General features: G+C 73.1%; 15 protein-coding genes. 9 read left to right on the top strand and 6 right to left on the bottom strand.

The annotated features are described in order from the left end of the window. Positions 1-26: 26 nt before the first annotated feature. Together IE185_RS26880 and IE185_RS26885 are read right to left on the bottom strand one after the other, a co-directional pair. Positions 27-548, bottom strand: a complete 522-nt coding sequence (locus IE185_RS26880) for a DUF1990 domain-containing protein (protein WP_138897252.1) — start codon at positions 546-548, stop codon at positions 27-29. Continuing rightward, positions 545-1,366: a YndJ family protein gene (locus IE185_RS26885; RefSeq protein ID WP_138897251.1), complete on the bottom strand. Its 822-nt coding sequence runs from the start codon at positions 1,364-1,366 to the stop codon at positions 545-547. The genes IE185_RS26880 and IE185_RS26885 overlap by 4 nt, the downstream gene beginning before the upstream one ends. Positions 1,367-1,513: 147 nt before the next feature. Here IE185_RS26885 and IE185_RS26890 point away from each other — a divergent pair, with 147 nt between their 5' ends. The 3 genes from IE185_RS26890 (at position 1,514) to IE185_RS26900 (ending at position 5,932) form a co-directional block, all read left to right on the top strand. Next, a complete protein-coding gene (locus tag IE185_RS26890) occupies positions 1,514-3,607 on the top strand; it encodes a SpoIIE family protein phosphatase (RefSeq protein WP_138897250.1) in 2,094 nt (697 codons plus the stop codon). A 115-nt stretch (positions 3,608-3,722) separates the two neighbouring features. Continuing rightward, on the top strand, positions 3,723-5,057 hold the full coding sequence (locus tag IE185_RS26895; protein WP_138897249.1) for a wax ester/triacylglycerol synthase family O-acyltransferase: 1,335 nt from the start codon (positions 3,723-3,725) through the stop codon (positions 5,055-5,057). A gap of 14 nt (positions 5,058-5,071) precedes the next feature. Further along, positions 5,072-5,932, top strand: coding sequence for an Fpg/Nei family DNA glycosylase (locus IE185_RS26900; protein WP_138897248.1), 861 nt, complete (start codon positions 5,072-5,074; stop codon positions 5,930-5,932). 9 nt (positions 5,933-5,941) lie between these two features. On the opposite strand, the gene IE185_RS26905 is transcribed toward IE185_RS26900, so the two are convergent. After that, the gene (locus IE185_RS26905; RefSeq protein ID WP_138897247.1) at positions 5,942-6,637 is read right to left on the bottom strand and encodes an anti-sigma factor family protein; all 696 of its coding nucleotides are present in this window, start codon (positions 6,635-6,637) and stop codon (positions 5,942-5,944) included. A gap of 241 nt (positions 6,638-6,878) precedes the next feature. Here IE185_RS26905 and IE185_RS26910 point away from each other — a divergent pair, with 241 nt between their 5' ends. The 5 genes from IE185_RS26910 (at position 6,879) to IE185_RS26930 (ending at position 11,515) form a co-directional block, all read left to right on the top strand. Beyond that, a complete protein-coding gene (locus tag IE185_RS26910) occupies positions 6,879-7,655 on the top strand; it encodes a LytR/AlgR family response regulator transcription factor (RefSeq protein WP_189716167.1) in 777 nt (258 codons plus the stop codon). Between the two features lie 158 nt (positions 7,656-7,813). Next, a complete protein-coding gene (locus IE185_RS26915; RefSeq protein ID WP_138896784.1) occupies positions 7,814-8,092 on the top strand; it encodes a hypothetical protein in 279 nt (92 codons plus the stop codon). Positions 8,093-8,132: 40 nt separating this feature from the next. Further along, positions 8,133-8,531, top strand: coding sequence for a hypothetical protein (locus tag IE185_RS26920; protein ID WP_138896783.1), 399 nt, complete (start codon positions 8,133-8,135; stop codon positions 8,529-8,531). Beyond that, positions 8,532-10,277, top strand: coding sequence for a sodium/solute symporter (locus tag IE185_RS26925; protein ID WP_138896782.1), 1,746 nt, complete (start codon positions 8,532-8,534; stop codon positions 10,275-10,277). Next, complete coding sequence (locus tag IE185_RS26930) at positions 10,274-11,515, top strand: sensor histidine kinase (protein ID WP_138896781.1); 1,242 nt, start codon at positions 10,274-10,276, stop codon at positions 11,513-11,515. The genes IE185_RS26925 and IE185_RS26930 overlap by 4 nt, the downstream gene beginning before the upstream one ends. On the opposite strand, the gene IE185_RS26935 is transcribed toward IE185_RS26930, so the two are convergent. After that, positions 11,516-11,977: a hypothetical protein gene (locus tag IE185_RS26935; RefSeq protein WP_138896780.1), complete on the bottom strand. Its 462-nt coding sequence runs from the start codon at positions 11,975-11,977 to the stop codon at positions 11,516-11,518. 237 nt (positions 11,978-12,214) lie between these two features. Continuing rightward, positions 12,215-12,757: a sigma-70 family RNA polymerase sigma factor gene (locus IE185_RS33310; protein WP_229843714.1), complete on the bottom strand. Its 543-nt coding sequence runs from the start codon at positions 12,755-12,757 to the stop codon at positions 12,215-12,217. Between the two features lie 339 nt (positions 12,758-13,096). Between IE185_RS33310 and IE185_RS26945 the strand changes: the two genes are divergently transcribed. Then, positions 13,097-14,263 (top strand): CapA family protein, encoded by a 1,167-nt coding sequence (locus tag IE185_RS26945; RefSeq protein ID WP_138896778.1) that lies wholly within the window; start codon positions 13,097-13,099, stop codon positions 14,261-14,263. Positions 14,264-14,362: 99 nt separating this feature from the next. Here the strand turns inward: IE185_RS26945 and IE185_RS26950 are convergent, their stop codons facing one another. Beyond that, positions 14,363-15,796 (bottom strand): amino acid permease, encoded by a 1,434-nt coding sequence (locus IE185_RS26950; protein ID WP_138896777.1) that lies wholly within the window; start codon positions 15,794-15,796, stop codon positions 14,363-14,365. Between the last annotated feature and the right edge of the window lie 59 nt (positions 15,797-15,855).

Raw genomic sequence — 15,855 nt, forward strand, 5'->3', positions numbered from 1 at the left:
ACGGCCATTGTCGGTGGCCGGGCGCCTCAGCGGCGGCTCGACGCTCCGGTGGCGATCCGCCGCAGGGTCCTGCCGAGGTGCCGGGCGTACGCGTGCTGGCAGACGGGCACCAGGGGCCCGGCGAGCCGGGCGTACCAGGCGGCCGGCCGGCTGAAGGCGGTGACCGTGAACCACACCGTGCCGTCCTCATCCAGCTCCACGACGAACGACTCCTCGCCGCACTCGGGGTGCCCGGGGGTCGTCCCGTACGCGAAGCCGGTGCGGTCTTTCTCGTACGCCGTCCAGACCACGACGCACGGCGCCGCCACCCGCAGCGGTCCCGCGCCGATCGAGACCTCGACGGCCACGCCCGGTTCGGCCCGGGCCGCGTCCGCCCGTACCCGCGCGCCCGAGGTCCGGTGCAGCCGCCAGGTCGTCACCGCCGCGCCCGCGGCCTCGAAGGCGGCGCGGCCCGTGCCCACCGCCGTGCGGTGGCGCAGGTGGTGGTAGCCGGCGGGCAGCGGGGTCTGCCGGGTGGCGCCGGTCTCGGGGTAGTTCAGCGTGCTCATGCGGTGCTCTCCTCGAGTCGTCGCCAGGCCAGCACCGCGCACAGTGCGAAGCCGAGCGCGTTGCCCAGGCCGTGGGTGGCGGCCATCCAGGTCAGGTTGGGGTGGGGGAGGCCGGTCGCCTCGCCGAGCGCCCAGCTGAGCGCCAGCAGCATCGTGGCGACCAGGACGGCGGCCGAGACGGCGAGGAGGGTGCGGGTGGTCCGGTCCTGCCGCTCGTCGCGTACGTCCCGCCAGGTCACCAGTGCCACGGCCCACATGCCGGCGGTCAGGACGACCGCGCCCGCCAGCTCGGCCCAGTCGTCGACGAAGTATCCGACCAGGACCAGCAGTGTGCCGAGCGGCACGCTCAGGGCCGCGCAGCGCGCGGCGGGCCGGTCCGCGGACACCCGGCAGACCAGGCCCGCCACCAGCGCGGCGGCGAAGCCCGCGAAGTGGAAGTGCGGCACGGTGAGCGCCAGGATCCCCAGGTCGAAGCCGAAGAGCTCGTGCCCGGAGCGCTCGGCGACCAGCGCGAGGCCGGCGACGGACGGTGTGGCGAGCGCGGTGAGCACCGCGATCTCGGCCGGGGCGAGCGAGCGCGTGCGGGCCAGCCGCGCCGGGGCGTGCAGCGCCAGGGCGAGCGTCGCGGCGGCGTACACCGCCGCGAGCGCCGTCGCCGCCGGGCCGCGCGGGAGCCACAGGGCTACGGCCCCCGGCGCCGCGAGCAGCGGCCACCACCGGCGCAGTCGGCCCGGCCCGGGGGTGTCGACGAGGCGCAGGCCCAGGGGGACGATGACCAGCATGCCGAGCATCACGATCAGGTTGACCAGCACGGACACGGCGAGACCCCCCAGATTTGAACGTGTTCAACTCTTCTTGGGGTGACCATACGGCGAATCTTGAACGCGTTCAAGTCGCTGTTCCCGGGTACGCCCGTGCCGGCCGCCCCGCATGCGCCCGCCCGCTACCGCGCCTAGCGTGAGTCCATGGACGCGGGCACAGGGGGCGGCGAGGCGGCGGAGTACTGCCGCTGCTGGGAGCGGAAAGGTGGCGTGGCCTGCGGCTTCTTCGAGGCGTACGGGTCGGTCCTCGGCCTGGGGGGCTTCGACTGGGACCTCGACAGCGGCCTCATGCGCATGGACGATTCCGCTCTCGCCGTCTTCGACATGCCCCCCGAGGAGTACACCGGTCGCCCGGAGAGCCTCGGCGTACGCGTGCCGCCTGACGAGGGCGCCCGGCTCGACGCCCTCGTCTCCCAGGCGCTGAAGAACGGCAGCGTCACGTACGGCGCCTACTTCCGCATCCGCTGCCGCGACGGGACGCTGCGCTGGACCCACACGCAGGGCGCCGTGCGGCGCGACGCCACCGGCCGGCCCCGGCGCATCATCGGCATCGTCCGCGACGCCACCCAGGAGCTCGCCGACTCGACCGACCGGCTGGAGCACGACGCGGAGCGGCGGCGCAGGACCAGCGTCGTCCAGGGCACCACGGCCGCGCTCGCCCACGCGCGCACCGTGGAGGACGTCATCGACGTACTCAACGACTCCCAGGGCCTGGAGAACCTCGGGGCCCACAGCCTGGTGATGGGCCTGGTCGAGGCGGGCCGCATCCATCTCGTCGCCGACGGCCCGGACGGCTCCTTCATGCCCGGAACCCGCTACACCCGCATCGACGAGCAGTACCCGATGAGCGAGGTGGTCCGCACCCTCGCGCCCCGCTTCATCGAGTCGCCGGAGGACTTCGCCGCCTCCTACCCGGGGCTGTGGCAGCACATCAAGAGCCTCGGCATCACCTCCGCGGCCTATCTGCCGCTGATCGCCCAGGCCCGGCCGGTCGGCGCGCTCGGTCTGCTCTACGGAGACCGGATCGGATTCACCTCCGACGAGCGCAACGTCCTGATCGCCCTGGGCAGCAGCATCGCGCAGAGCCTCCAGCGGGCCATGCTCTTCGAGCAGGACAAGGACCTGGCCGAGGGTCTCCAGCAGGCCATGCTGCCGCGCCGCATTCCCTCCGTCCCCGGCGCGCAGATCGCCGTCCGCTACCGCTCCGCCCGGCTCGGCCGCGACATCGGCGGCGACTGGTACGACGTCATCCCGCTGCCGGGCGGACGCGTCGGCGCGGTCATCGGCGACGTACAGGGCCATGACACGCACGCCGCCGCCGTCATGGGGCAGCTGCGCATCGTGCTGCGCGCGTACGCCGCCGAGGGGCACACGCCGGCGACCGTGATGGCCCGGGCATCCGTCTTCCTGCACGAGCTGGACACCGACCGCTTCGCCACCTGTACGTACGCCGAGACCGACCTGACCACCGGAGTCGTCCAGCTCGTGCGGGCCGGGCACATCGATCCGCTCGTGCGCGACATCGACGGCACCTGCCGCAGGCTGCCCGCGCCCGGCGGGCTGCCGCTCGGCCTCTCGGCGGAGTTCGGTCAGCTCGAGTACCCGGTCTCGACCGTCGAGCTCGACCCCGGCCAGACCCTGGTGCTGTACACCGACGGACTCGTGGAGCTGCCGGGCGCGGACCTCGACGACGGGATGCAGATGCTCTCCGAGCTCGTCCACAACGGGCCCCCGGACCTCCAGCGGCTGGCCGACACGCTCTGCGAAGTGGTCGACGAGCGGGGCGGCGAGGACGACGTGGCGCTGCTGCTCCTGCGCCGCAAGAGCGCCGACGCGCCGCAGACGGGCGGCCGGCTCCGGCAGCACGTCGCGCAGAACGACCCCGAAGCGCTGCGTTCGGCCCGGCACATGGTCCGCGCCGCCGTACGGGCCTGGGGGGCGCGCGAGCGGGCCGACGAGATCGAGCTGGCCGCCGACGAGCTGATGACCAACGCGCTGATGCACACCGACGGCGGGGCCATCATCACCGCCCGGGTCCTGACGGGAGCGCAGCGCAGACTGCGGATCGACGTCGAGGACCGCTCCAGCGCGCTGCCGCGCCGCCGCGAGGCCGGGGAGTCGGGTGTGTCGGGGCGGGGGCTGATGCTGGTCGACCGGCTGGCGGACGTGTGGGGCGTGGAGTCGCGGGGCAGCGGCAAGTGCGTCTGGTGCGAGTTCGCCGTGCCCTCCCGGGAATGACCACTCCTGACCGTACCGTTCAGTAACGGTATGTGCCCTGTTCGTACTTGACCGTAACCGACCGGCCGGGATTGACTGCGGCTCTGCACCGGCCTCCGAACGACGTGAGGGCTCCTTGAGCACCGAGCTTCTGGCACCTCTTGATCTGGCCTTCTGGCACCTCGAATCCACCGAACACCCCATGCACCTCGGCGCGCTCGCCTTCTTCGGGGGACAGTCCGACGGCGATCGCGTCGCGCAGCTGCTCGCCGAGCGGGCCGCAGCGATCCCCCGGCTGGGCATGCGCGTACGGACCGTCCTGCTGCCGGTCGGCGGGGCGGCCTGGTCCACGGCCAAGGACTTCGACGTACGCCGCCACGTCCGGCGGATCAGACTGCCCGAGAGCGACTTCGAGGCGCACGCCGCCGAGATCGCCGGCGCGCTGATGGAACAGCCGCTCGAACGGGGCCTTCCGCCGTGGGAGATGTACGTCCTGACCGCCGCCGACACCGGCACGTTCGCCGTGCTCGTCAAGCTGCACCACGCCCTCGCCGACGGCATGCGCGCCGTCGCCATCGGGGCGGGCATCTTCGACCAGATCGCGGGCGCGAGCACCGCCGGCGCCCGCACGGAGCGCAGGGTGCCGCCCCGGTCCTGGCTGCCCGGCCCGCACCAGGTCGTCGGCTTCGCCCGCGACCGCATCGAGGAGGTCGGCCGGGCCGTCGGCATCGGCGCCTCCGTCATGCGGGCCAGCCGCTTCGACCCGTGGGGAGCGAGCGCCTTCGCGGCCGGGTCCAGCGGGACGCGGCGGCTCGGCACCGCCGTGCTCGGGCTCGACGACGTGCTGAGGATCCGCAGGGCGGCGGGCGGCACCGCGAACGACGTGCTGCTGGCCGTCGTCGCCGGCGCGCTGCGCCGCTGGATGCTGGAGCGCGGCGAACCCCTGCCCGGCGCCGACCCGCGCGCCCTGGTGCCGGTCTCACGGCGCCGCCCCGGCCGCGCCGCGGCCTCCGGCAACAAACTGTCGGCGTACCTCGTCGGCCTGCCCGTCTCCGAGGCCGACCCCTGGACCCGGCTCACGGCGGTGTGCCGGACCATGGACCGCAACAAGGCCGAAGGGCCGGGACGCGGCGCGGGCGCGGTCGCCGTACTGGCCGACCACCTCCCGCCGCTCGCCCACCGCCTCGGCGCGCCGCTCGCCGGCAGCGCGGCGCGGATGCTCTTCGACGTACTCGTCACGAGCGTGCCGCTGCCCCGCTCCACCCTCTCGCTGGGTGGCAGCCCGCTGCGCGCGGTCTACCCGATGGCGCCCCTGGCCCGGGGCCAGTCCCTGGCCGTCGCGCTGACGACGTACGGCGGCCGGGTGCACGCCGGCCTGGTCGCCGACGCCAAGGCGGTTCCCGACCTCGACCGGCTGACCGCGGGCCTGACCGACGAGCTGGCGGCCCTGCTGCGGGCCGCCACCGGCTGAGGCACGCTGGGAACATGCCTGAGCTGCCGGAAGTCGAAGCGCTGCGCGAGTTCCTCGACGAGCACCTGGTGGGCCGGGAGATCGCGCGGGTCGTCCCGGTCGCCGTCAGCGTGCTCAAGACGTACGACCCGCCGCCCTCCGCGCTGGAGGGCGCGGCGGTCACCTCCGTCGGCCGGCACGGCAAGTTCCTCGACATCGGCGCGGGCGGGGTGCACCTGGTGACCCACCTCGCCCGGGCGGGCTGGCTGCGCTGGAAGGACGAGCTGCCGGCCGAGCCGCCCCGCCCCGGCAAGGGGCCGCTCGCGCTGCGGGTGGCGCTGGCGGACGGCGCGGGGTTCGACCTCACGGAAGCCGGCACGAAGAAGAGCCTCGCCGTGTACGTCGTGCGCGATCCCGCCGACGTGCCGGGCGTCGCACGGCTCGGCCCCGATCCGCTCGCCGACGGCTTCGGCCGCGACCGGTTCGCGGAGCTGCTGCGGGGTGAACGGCGGCAGCTCAAGGGCGCCCTGCGCGACCAGAGCCTGATCGCCGGCATCGGCAACGCGTACAGCGACGAGATCCTGCACGCGGCGAGGATGTCGCCCTTCAAGCCGGTCGCGCACCTCACCGACGACGAGATCACGGCCTTGTACGAGGCGACGCGCGCCACCCTCGCCGAGGCCGTCGCACGCTCGCGGGGTGTGGCGGCGGGCCGGCTGAAGGCGGAGAAGAAGAGCGGGCTCAGGGTCCACGGCCGGGCCGGGGAAGCGTGTCCGGTCTGCGGCGACACCATCCGGGAGGTGTCGTTCAGCGACTCGTCGTTGCAGTACTGCCCGACCTGCCAGACCGGTGGCAAGCCCCTCGCCGACCGCCGGCTGTCGCGACTGCTGAAGTGACCTCGGGCCCTACGCCCCGATCGTGACCAGGCGCCTGCCGTCCAGCGTGCGGACCTCGAAGCGGTCGATCTCCGTCCCGCGCAGGGACGCGCCGCCCTCCGTGCGCAGCGGTTCCTCGTGGCCCTCGACGCCCGGCATGCCGTAACCACCGTCCGGCACCGCCCACGTGGTCACCGTCTGCTCCTCGCCGTCCTTGCCCACGGCGATCAGTTCGCAGGTCAGCGGACCCGCGACGCGGGCCAGTTCGAGCCCGACCGCCGCCCCCCAGCCCCGCTCCCGCAGCGCGACCGCCGCCCGGACGCCGGAGACCGGGTCGGTGGCGGCGTACTGCCGCACCGGCCCGTCGCCGTCGTCACCCGCGCGCGCCTGGAGGCCCAGCGCCGCCACCGGACCGGCGATGATCAGCGCCGCCGCCGCGGCGACGAGCCGAAGACGGCGCCTGCCCCGGCGCCGGCGGCCCGCCTCGACCGTGTCCAGCAGCCGGTCCAGCAGCCCCTCGGTGGGACGCTCCACCAGCGGCACCGGGGCGCCGGCGCCGGGAGGGGCGTACGCGGCCAGCGTCGACTCGAGTCCGGCGAACTCGCTCAGGCGCACGGCGCACGTCGCGCAGTCGGCCAGATGTTCCTCGAAGCGGAACGCGTCCGCTGGATCGAGGACGCCGAGCGCGTACGCGCCGACGTCACGATGCCGCTGGTTCGGACTCATGGGGCAATTCCTAGGGGGCTCGCGTTGCTCGTGGGGTAACCGAACGGTCATCCTGAGGTACGGAAACCAGGCGGTTTCTGCTCACGCGCGGGGCCGATCCGCCCGCATTTCTCCGGGGCCGGCGGCCGCCGCGGGTTCCGGGCGCTCCGCGCACGAAGAGCGGGCGCCAGGAACCCGCCGTCCGCCCCCCAGCGCACGGCCCGTATGTCCAGCTCACCCGGCTGCTCCTACACTCCCCACCATGTTGCGCGCACTGGCTGTCGACGACGAACGACCGGCTCTGGAGGAGCTCCTCTACCTGCTGCGCGCCGACCCCCGGGTCCGCAGCGCCGAAGGGGCCACCGACGCCACCGAGACCCTGCGCCGGATCAACCGCGCGCTCGACGCGGGCCCGGACGGCGACGACGCCATCGACGTCGTCTTCCTCGACATCCACATGGCCGGACTCACCGGCCTCGACATCGCGCGACTCCTCGCCGGGTTCGCCCGCCCGCCGCTCATCGTGTTCGTCACCGCCCACGAGGGGTTCGCGGTCCAGGCGTTCGACCTCAAGGCCGTCGACTACGTGCTCAAGCCGGTACGCCGGGAACGCCTCGCCGAAGCCGTACGCCGCGTCTGCGACCAGGTCGAGGCGAGCCCCGCCCCGGCGGCCGCGGCCCCGCCCGCCGTCGCGCAGCAGAGCGCCGCCGACCAGATCGCCGTGGAACTGGGCGGCGTCACGCGCTTCGTCCCGATCGACGACATCGCGTACGTCGAGGCGCAGGGCGACTACGCCCGCCTCCACACGCGCGCCGGCAGCCACCTCGTCCGCATCCCGCTGTCCACGCTGGAGGAGCGCTGGGCCGCTCGCGGCTTCGTCCGCATCCACCGGCGCCACCTCGTCGCCCTCGGCCGCATCGACGAACTGCGGCTGGACGCGGGCGCGACCACCGTGCGCGTGGGCGACGCCGAGCTCGCGGTGAGCCGCCGCCACGCGCGCGAGCTGCGCGACCTCCTCATGCGCCGCGCCCACGGCTGACCCCGCCGCGCGGCGGCCCGCCCCCCCGACCGCCGGCCCTCCCCGGGCCGCCGTTCACCGCCGTACACCCGCCGCTCGCCGCACCCGGCCGGCCAACGGGCCGCACGGTCCCCGCTCGCCGCCTACGCTCGGTCGGGCCACCGTCACGAGGAGACCGGATGTCCGAACTCGACGCGCTGCTTCAGGAGCTCCGCAGGCTGCCGCCTACCAGGCCGTCCGACGTACGCGACCTCGAAGCGCTGCTCACCAGGGTCAAGAGCGCGGCGGGCCGGTGGGCCGACGTGCTCGACGAAGTGCGGGAGGCTGCCCGCGACCTCGCCGGACCGCGCACCGCCGCCGCTCTGGAGATCGCGTTCCGCAGGGCCGAGGAGTCGTACGTCGAGCTCGAATTCGCCCTCGACGACTGCGGTACCAGCGGCCGGAAGTCCGGCCGCTGACCCCTGTCCGGCACGATCGGCGCTGCGTAGACTCGCGCCGATGTCCGCAGATCAGCCGCCCCCACAGCGACCACCACGCCGCGAAACGGTCACCGGTGTGCCCCGCGGTGCCCGTAGGCCCCCGGGCCACGCTCCGGCGCGGTCCGAGATCACCGAGCAGACGACCCTGGGAGCGACGTACGTGCGCTCCCTGATGCGCAGCCAGCTGCGGGCGGCGATGGTCTCGCTGGGCGCGCTCGCGCTGCTCGTCGGTTCGCTGCCGCTGCTGTTCTCGCTCCCGGAGGTCTTCACCGCGTCCGACCTGCCGTCGCCCGCGCCCTTCGTCTGGGCGGCGCTCGGCGTGGCGGTCTACCCCGTCATGTGGCTGATCGCCCGCTGGTACGTCCGGCGCGCGGAGCGCAACGAACGCGCCTTCGGCAAGCTCGTCGAAGGACGCTGAGTGAACCAGGCGTACGCGGTGGCCGCCGTCACCGCCGTCGTGCTCGCCACCGTCCTCATCGGCGCGCTCGGCCTGCGCATATCCCGGACCACCTCCGACTTCTACGTCGCCTCCCGCAGCGTCAAGCCCGGCCTGAACGCCGCCGCCATCAGCGGCGAGTACCTGTCCGCCGCCTCCTTCCTCGGAGTCGCCGGGCTCGTCCTCCTCCAGGGCCCCGAAATGCTCTGGTACCCGGTCGGCTACACCGCCGGCTACCTCGTACTCCTCGTCCTCGTCGCGGCCCCGCTGCGCCGCTCGGGCGCCTACACCCTCTCCGACTTCGCCGAGGCCCGCCTCGAATCGCCGCAGGTCCGCAGGCTCGCCAGCCTCTTCGTCGTGGGCATCGGGTGGCTCTACCTGCTGCCGCAGCTGCAAGGCGCGGGCCTGACGCTGGAGATACTCACCGGAGCGCCCGACTGGGTCGGCGGCCTCGTCGTGGCGCTCGTCGTGACGGGGGCGGTGGCGGCGGGCGGGATGCGCAGCATCACCTTCGTGCAGGCGTTCCAGTACTGGCTCAAGCTCACCGCGCTGCTCGTGCCCGCGCTCTTCCTCACCGTCGCGTGGCTGGGGGACGACGCGCCGCGCGCCCGGTTCGCCGAGCCCGCCACGTTCCGCGAGCACACGGTCGTGACGGTCGACGACACCGTGCGCGTCGACCTCGACCGGCCGCTGCGCGTCACCGTGACCGGCACCGTCGACGACCGCCGCCACGAGCGCGAGCCGGTCGCCCTCGACGCGGGCGTCCACCGCATCGGCGCGGGCACCTCACTCGCCTTCCCCGCGCACGCCCGGGTACCGGAGAAGGCGGGCACCGACCGAACGGGCGCGTCGAGCTGGTCCCAGCCGCTGGCCAGCAGCCGTGAGGAGCACCCGCTGTACGCGACGTACGGCCTGATCCTCGCCACCTTCCTCGGCACCATGGGCCTGCCGCACGTCGCCGTGCGCTTCTACACCAGCCCCAACGGCACCGCCGCCCGCCGCACGACCCTGGTCGTACTCGGCCTCATCGGCGCGTTCTACCTGCTGCCGCCGGTGTACGGAGCGCTCGGCCGGATCTACGCCCCCGAACTGTCCCTCACCGGGGAGGCGGACGCCGCCGTACTCGTCCTGCCGGACCGGATGATCGGTGGCCTCGGCGGCGACCTGCTGGGGGCGCTGCTCGCCGGCGGCGCGTTCGCGGCGTTCCTGTCCACCGCGTCGGGGCTGACCATGTCGGTCGCGGGCGTCCTCACCCAGGATGTCCTGCCGTCCCGGGGCGTACGGCACTTCAGGCTCGCCACCGTCCTCGCCATGGCCGTGCCGCTCGGCCTGAGCATCGTGACCGTCAACGTGCCGGTGGCCGACGCCGTGGGTCTCGCCTTCGCCGTCTCCGCCTCCTCCTTCTGCCCGCTGCTCGTGCTCGGCATCTGGTGGCGGGGCCTCACCCCGCCGGGCGCGGTGGCCGGGCTCGTGGTGGGCGGCGGGGCCGCGCTGACCGCCGTCATGGCGACCCGGGCCGGCCTGCCCGGGGGCGGCTGGTCGCACTCGCTCCTCGCCTGGCCCGCCGTCTGGTCGGTGCCGCTCGGATTCCTCACGATGGTGCTGGTGTCGCTGGCGACCCCGCACCGCGTACCGGCCACGACCGCCGCGACGCTCGCCCGGCTGCACCTTCCGGAGGACCTGATGGCGAAGGACGGCACGGGCGTGGGCGGGGGAGCGGGACGATGACCGGAATCGAGATCGCGGCGGTGGCCGCCGCCGGCGCCGTGCTCCTCGCCGCCGGGATCGTGCTCGGCCGCGTCACCGCCCGCCACGGGCGGGGCGACCTCGACCTCGGTACGCCCGTCGAGCACGCCACCTTCCACACCCTGCACACCGCCTCGCTCGCCGCGCCCCCGCTGCGCGCCGGCCTGACCGAGGACACCGCCCGCAAGGCCGCCCGCAGGCTTCGTTCGCTGCTCGGCACCGAGGCCCTGTGCCTGACCGACCGCGAGAGCGTGCTCGCGTGGGACGGGCCCGGCGGCGACCACCACCGCGAGCCGGTGATGCGCCGCGTACGGGAGATGCTCGACTCCGGGCGGAGCCAGAGCGTACGCACCGACTGCGACGACCTCCAGTGCCCCCTGCGGTGGGCGGTGATCGCGCCGCTGACCGGCGAGGAGGGGGTGCTGGGCGCGCTCGTCGCCTACGGGTCGCGGGAGTCGGCGGTCCTGGTCCGGGCGGCGACCGAGGTGGCCCGCTGGGTGTCCGTACAGCTGGAACTCGCCGAGCTGGACCGCTCGCGCACCCGCGTCGTCGAGGCGGAGATCCGTGCCCTGCGCGCCCAGATCTCGCCGCACTTCATCTTCAACTCGCTCGCCGCGATCGCCTCGTTCGTCCGCACCGACCCCGAGCGCGCCCGCGAACTGCTGCTGGAGTTCGCGGACTTCACCCGGTACTCCTTCCGCCGCCACGGCGACTTCACCCACCTCGCCGACGAACTGCGCTCCATCGAGCAGTACCTGGCCCTGGCCGGAGCGCGCTTCGGCGACCGGCTGAAGGTGACCCTCCAGGTCGCCCCCGAGGTGCTGCCCGTCGCGCTGCCGTTCCTCTGCCTCCAGCCGCTCGTGGAGAACGCCGTCAAGCACGGACTGGAGGACTCCACCGACGAGTTCAAGGTCACCATCTCCGCCCGGGACGCGGGCGCGGAGGCCACGGTCGTCATCGAGGACAACGGCGTCGGCATGGACCCGGAGCGCCTGCGGCGCATCCTCGCGGGCGAGCACACCGCCTCGTCCGGCATCGGTCTGTCCAACGTCGACGACCGGTTGCGCCAGGTGTACGGCGACGACTACGGCCTCGTGATCGAGACGGGCGTCGGCGCGGGAATGAAGATCACGCTGCGCTTTCCCAAGTACCGCGCGGGAGTGCACCCCTCGTCGCCCGCCGGACAGGGCCGGCGGCCGGGCCCGCGGACGGGGCCGTGATCAGAAGAGGTGGATGGCCAGATGCCCCAGGGGCAGACCCAACTGCCAGGCCGGCATCCACACCTGCTCGCTCTCGTCCACCGCGAGATCCGCCGCCTGGTGCCGGGGAACGGCGCCGCCGAGGTCGGCGGCGAGGAGTTCCGTGCCGCTGAGCCAGCGCCATGAGGCCAGGGCCAGTTCGAGGTCGGGACCGGCGGACGCGTCGCGGCGGGCCGCGGCGGTGCGCTCGGCGAGCCTCTCCCGTACCCAGGTCTCCCAGGGATGGCCGTACGTCGTGAGCGAGAGCCACTCGTCGAGGCCGGAGACGACGCGGATGCCGGACAGCTCGTCGGAGCTGTCGGACAGATAGACGGTGAGCGCCAGGGTCTCCCGGCCCGCCCGGAACTCGATCGTGCCGGGTGGGATCAGCTGGCCCGTGCGCAGCAGCTCGTCGGCGATGTACTCGGCGTACAGCCAAGCCATCGGTACCGTGAGTCTGTCTCCGCTGGTGCCGTTCGAACTCTCGGGCAGCACAGCACTTCACCTTCTCCCGGGCTGATCTGTTCTCTGTTCCTGCGGGGCACCGCCGAGCCTTCACTCTCAGACACGCACAGCGTGCGGTCTTTACTCAACTTGACGCTGCTGTTTCGAAATCGGCCTGCTCTGCACGGGTACGGAAGGTGAAGATCTGACCTGCGGGGCGGGTGGTACGAACGTGCCTCAGGCGGCGTCGCGGCCGTACCCCGGAAGTACCTTCCGCAGCGCGCGCAGAGCATAGTACGTACGGGACTTGACGGTGCCCGCCGGTATGCCGAGCGCCTCCGACGCCTCGGCCACGGAACGGCCCCGGAAGTAGACCTGGGCCAGCACGTCGCGGTGCTCCCCGCGCAGCGCTCCGACGGCCTGGCGGACGTCGAGCGCGGTGACGGAGCGTTCCACGTGGTCGTCGGGGAGCGCGGAGTGCTCCAGTACGTCGTCGCCGACCTCGTGCGGCCGGGACCGGCGGGCCCGCCGGGCGTCGATCGCCAGCCTGCGGCCCACGGTGAAGAGCCACGGGCGCAGCGATTCGTGGTCGCTCGCCAGCGCCTCCGGGTGCTGCCAGGCCCGTACCAGCGTCTCCTGGAGGAGATCCTCCGCGCGCTGCCTGTCCCCGTAGGTGAGGCCCAGGAGGAAGCAGAAGAGCGCCTTGCCGTGGTCGCGCTGGAGGTCGGCGATGGCTCGTTCGTCGGTGTGCTGCTGGAGGGAGGAAGCGGAGGAAGTCACCGTTGACGCCCCTTCGGGAGACCGGGTGGCCGATGGCCTGAAGGCGGCGAAGATAACCGCCGTCCGGCCGGGGCGCCGCCGTGCGGAAGGCGGCGGCCGAACGGGCGGCAGGGGCCGTGCGGTGAGCGGTCGAACGGTGCGACGAATGGCACGACGAACGGTCGCGGTGAACGCCCGTGACGACCAGCCGTGACGACCAGCCGTGACGACCGGCTGGGACGGTACGGCCGGGGCCCCGGGAGCTGTTGCGGTGACCCGGACGGCCGTGTCCCTTGACTTGCGGGAGCCATCCATATCGGTTTGTTTCACCATAAGTAATACAAGCGGAAAGTCGGTCTGATGGTGAAGCGAACACTGCAGGGGGCGACGGCCATGGCCGCGCTGTTGATCGGCGGCGTCACCGCGTGCACCGGGCCGTCCGGGAAGGGATCCGAACACGCGGCACCCCTGGCGGCGGGCGCGGGCCGCGATCAGCGGGGCTTCACCCTGGTCGCGTCCGGCGACGTACTGCCGCACGCGTCGATCATCCGGCAGGCCGCCGCCGACGCCGGCGGCGAGGGGTACGACTTCGCGCCGATGCTGGCGGGGGCGAAGCCGGTGGTCTCGGCGGCCGACCTGGCGATCTGCCACATGGAGACGGTGTACGGCAAGGACGGCGGCCCGTACACCGGCTACCCCGACTTCAAGTCGCCTCCCGAGGTGGCCAAGGGCCTGAGCGCCACCGGGTACGACGCGTGCTCCACCGCCTCGAACCACAGCCTGGACGCGGGGGCCGAGGGGATCGACCGGACGCTCGCCGCGCTCGACAAGGCCGGCGTACGGCACGTGGGCTCGGCCCGGACGGAGGCCGAGTCGAAGGAGCCGGCCTGGCTGACGGGCGGCAGCGCGAAGGTGGCACAGCTCGCCTACACGTACGGCACGAACGGCTATCCGATGCCCGAGGGCCGGCCGTGGGCGGTGAACATGATCGACCAGGACCGGATCGTCGCCGACGCGCGGGCGGCCAGGAAGGCGGGCGCCGACGTGGTGGTCGTCTCGCTGCACTGGGGCACGGAGTGGCAGGACGAGCCGGACAGGCAGCAGGTGCGGCTGGGCAAGGCGCTCACCGCGTCGAAGACGGACGGCCGCCCCGACATCGACCTGATCCTCGGCACGCACGCGCACGTCCCGCAGGCGTACGAGAAGGTCAACGGCACCTGGGTGATCTACGGCATGGGCGACCAGGTCGCCGGCGCGATGGTGAACCACTCGGGCGCGTTCGACCCGCGGGGCAACCAGGGCACGATCGGCCGCTTCACCTTCGCACCCCCGAAGCGGGAGGGGCAGCGGTGGGAGGTGAGCAAGGCGGAGTTCCTGCCGCAGTGGTTCGACCCGGACGCGGGGCGTGTGGTGAACCTGAACGCGGCGATCAAGGAGGGCGCGGACCACACGGACGTACGCGACCGGATCCGGGAGGTCGTGCTGAGCCGGGGCGCGGCGAAGGCGGGCCTGCGGATGGGCCAGTAGGCCCTGGGGCCGATCGGCCCCCGCTTGCCGGAAATGGGCGCGGGCCGCCGCTGAACGGGAAGGCTCCCGCGCGGCGGCGACCCGGACGTCCGCCCCCGCCTACTCCTTGCCGCCCACGTCGGCCCCCGGCTGCTTCGCCAGCGCCGACTTCCGGTATGAGTACCCGAAGTAGATCACCAGCCCGAGCGCGAACCAGACAGCGAACCGGAACCAGGTCTCCCAGGCCAGGTAGGTGATCAGCCAGATCGAGGACACCACCCCGATCGCCGGCACCAGCGGCATGCCCGGCGTGCGGAAGCTGCGCGGCAGCTCCGGCCGCCGGTAGCGCAGCACGATCACGGCGGTGCACACCACGGCGAACGCCAGCAGGATTCCGATGTTGGTCAGTTCCGCCGCCTCGCCGATCGGCAGGAACCCGGCGATCAGCGCCGAGGCGACGCCCACGATCCACGTCACGCGCACCGGCACGTGCCGCGTCGGGTGCGTCTTGGCGAACCAGCGCGGCAGCAGCCCGTCGCGGCTCATCGAGAACCACACGCGCGTCACGCCCAGCATGAACGTGAACATGACGGTGAGGATGCCGATGATGGCTCCCACGGCGATGACGTCCGCGAGGGCGTCGAGCCCCACCGACTGGAACGCCGTCGAGAAGCCGCTCTCCGGATCTATCTCCGTGTAGTTCTGCATGCCGGTGAGCACCAGGGTGGCCAGCACGTACAGCGCCATCGAGATGGCGAGCGAGTACATGATCGCCTTCGGCATGTGGCGCTGCGCGTCCTTCGACTCCTCGGCCGCCGTCGACATGGCGTCGTACCCGAAGACCGCGAAGAACACCGTCGCCGCACCGGTGAAGGCGCCGCCGACCCCGAAAGGGAAGAAGGGGCTGTAGTTGCTGGTGCTGATGTGGAAGAAACCGACCACGATCACGACGAGCACGACCAGGACCTTGAGCACCACCACGACCGTCTCGAAGCGCGCCGCGCTCTTGATGCCCAGCGTCAGCAGGTACGCGATGAACAGGCACAGCACGGCCGCGATCAGATCGACCCGGTGGCCGCTGCCGGTGCCGGGCGCGCCCAGCATCCAGGTGGGCAGCTCGGCGCCCAGGTCGTCCAGCAGGAAGTTGAAGTAGCCGGAGATGCCGATCGCCACCACCGCCACGATCGCGGTGTACTCCAGCAGCAGGTCCCAGCCGATGAACCAGCCCGCGAGCTCGCCGAGGACCACATAGCCGTAGGTGTACGCCGAACCGGCCTTCGGGATCATGCCCGCGAACTCGGCGTACGAGAAGGCCGCCGCCGCGCTCGCGACCCCGGCGATCAGGAAGGAGATCAGGACGGCCGGGCCCGCCGTGCCGTTCGCGACCGTACCGGCGAGAGTGAAGATGCCCGCGCCGATGATGCCGCCGACGCCGATCGCGGTGAGCTGCCAGAGCCCGAGCGTTCTGGTCAGCCGCTCGCTCGTGTCACCTTCTTCGACTTGTTCGATCGGCTTGCGGCGCAGAACACCCTGCCCCGCCCGGAGTCCGGCCATGAGTCATACCTCCGCAGACCACTGTCGGCTGGTGGCGGCTCATGATGGACCAGGCGAGG

The sequence above is a fragment of the Streptomyces chryseus genome, assembly GCF_014650755.1.
Classification (GTDB): domain Bacteria; phylum Actinomycetota; class Actinomycetes; order Streptomycetales; family Streptomycetaceae; genus Streptomyces; species Streptomyces chryseus.

Coding starts and splice junctions, on each gene's coding strand:
- IE185_RS26880 (WP_138897252.1), bottom strand. CDS start 548: ATGAGCACGCTGAACTACCCCGAGACCGGCGCCACCCGGCAGACCCCG.
- IE185_RS26890 (WP_138897250.1), top strand. CDS start 1,514: ATGGACGCGGGCACAGGGGGCGGCGAGGCGGCGGAGTACTGCCGCTGC.
- IE185_RS26900 (WP_138897248.1), top strand. CDS start 5,072: ATGCCTGAGCTGCCGGAAGTCGAAGCGCTGCGCGAGTTCCTCGACGAG.
- IE185_RS26905 (WP_138897247.1), bottom strand. CDS start 6,637: ATGAGTCCGAACCAGCGGCATCGTGACGTCGGCGCGTACGCGCTCGGC.
- IE185_RS26910 (WP_189716167.1), top strand. CDS start 6,879: ATGTTGCGCGCACTGGCTGTCGACGACGAACGACCGGCTCTGGAGGAG.
- IE185_RS26915 (WP_138896784.1), top strand. CDS start 7,814: ATGTCCGAACTCGACGCGCTGCTTCAGGAGCTCCGCAGGCTGCCGCCT.
- IE185_RS26920 (WP_138896783.1), top strand. CDS start 8,133: ATGTCCGCAGATCAGCCGCCCCCACAGCGACCACCACGCCGCGAAACG.
- IE185_RS26930 (WP_138896781.1), top strand. CDS start 10,274: ATGACCGGAATCGAGATCGCGGCGGTGGCCGCCGCCGGCGCCGTGCTC.
- IE185_RS26935 (WP_138896780.1), bottom strand. CDS start 11,977: ATGGCTTGGCTGTACGCCGAGTACATCGCCGACGAGCTGCTGCGCACG.
- IE185_RS26945 (WP_138896778.1), top strand. CDS start 13,097: ATGGTGAAGCGAACACTGCAGGGGGCGACGGCCATGGCCGCGCTGTTG.
- IE185_RS26950 (WP_138896777.1), bottom strand. CDS start 15,796: ATGGCCGGACTCCGGGCGGGGCAGGGTGTTCTGCGCCGCAAGCCGATC.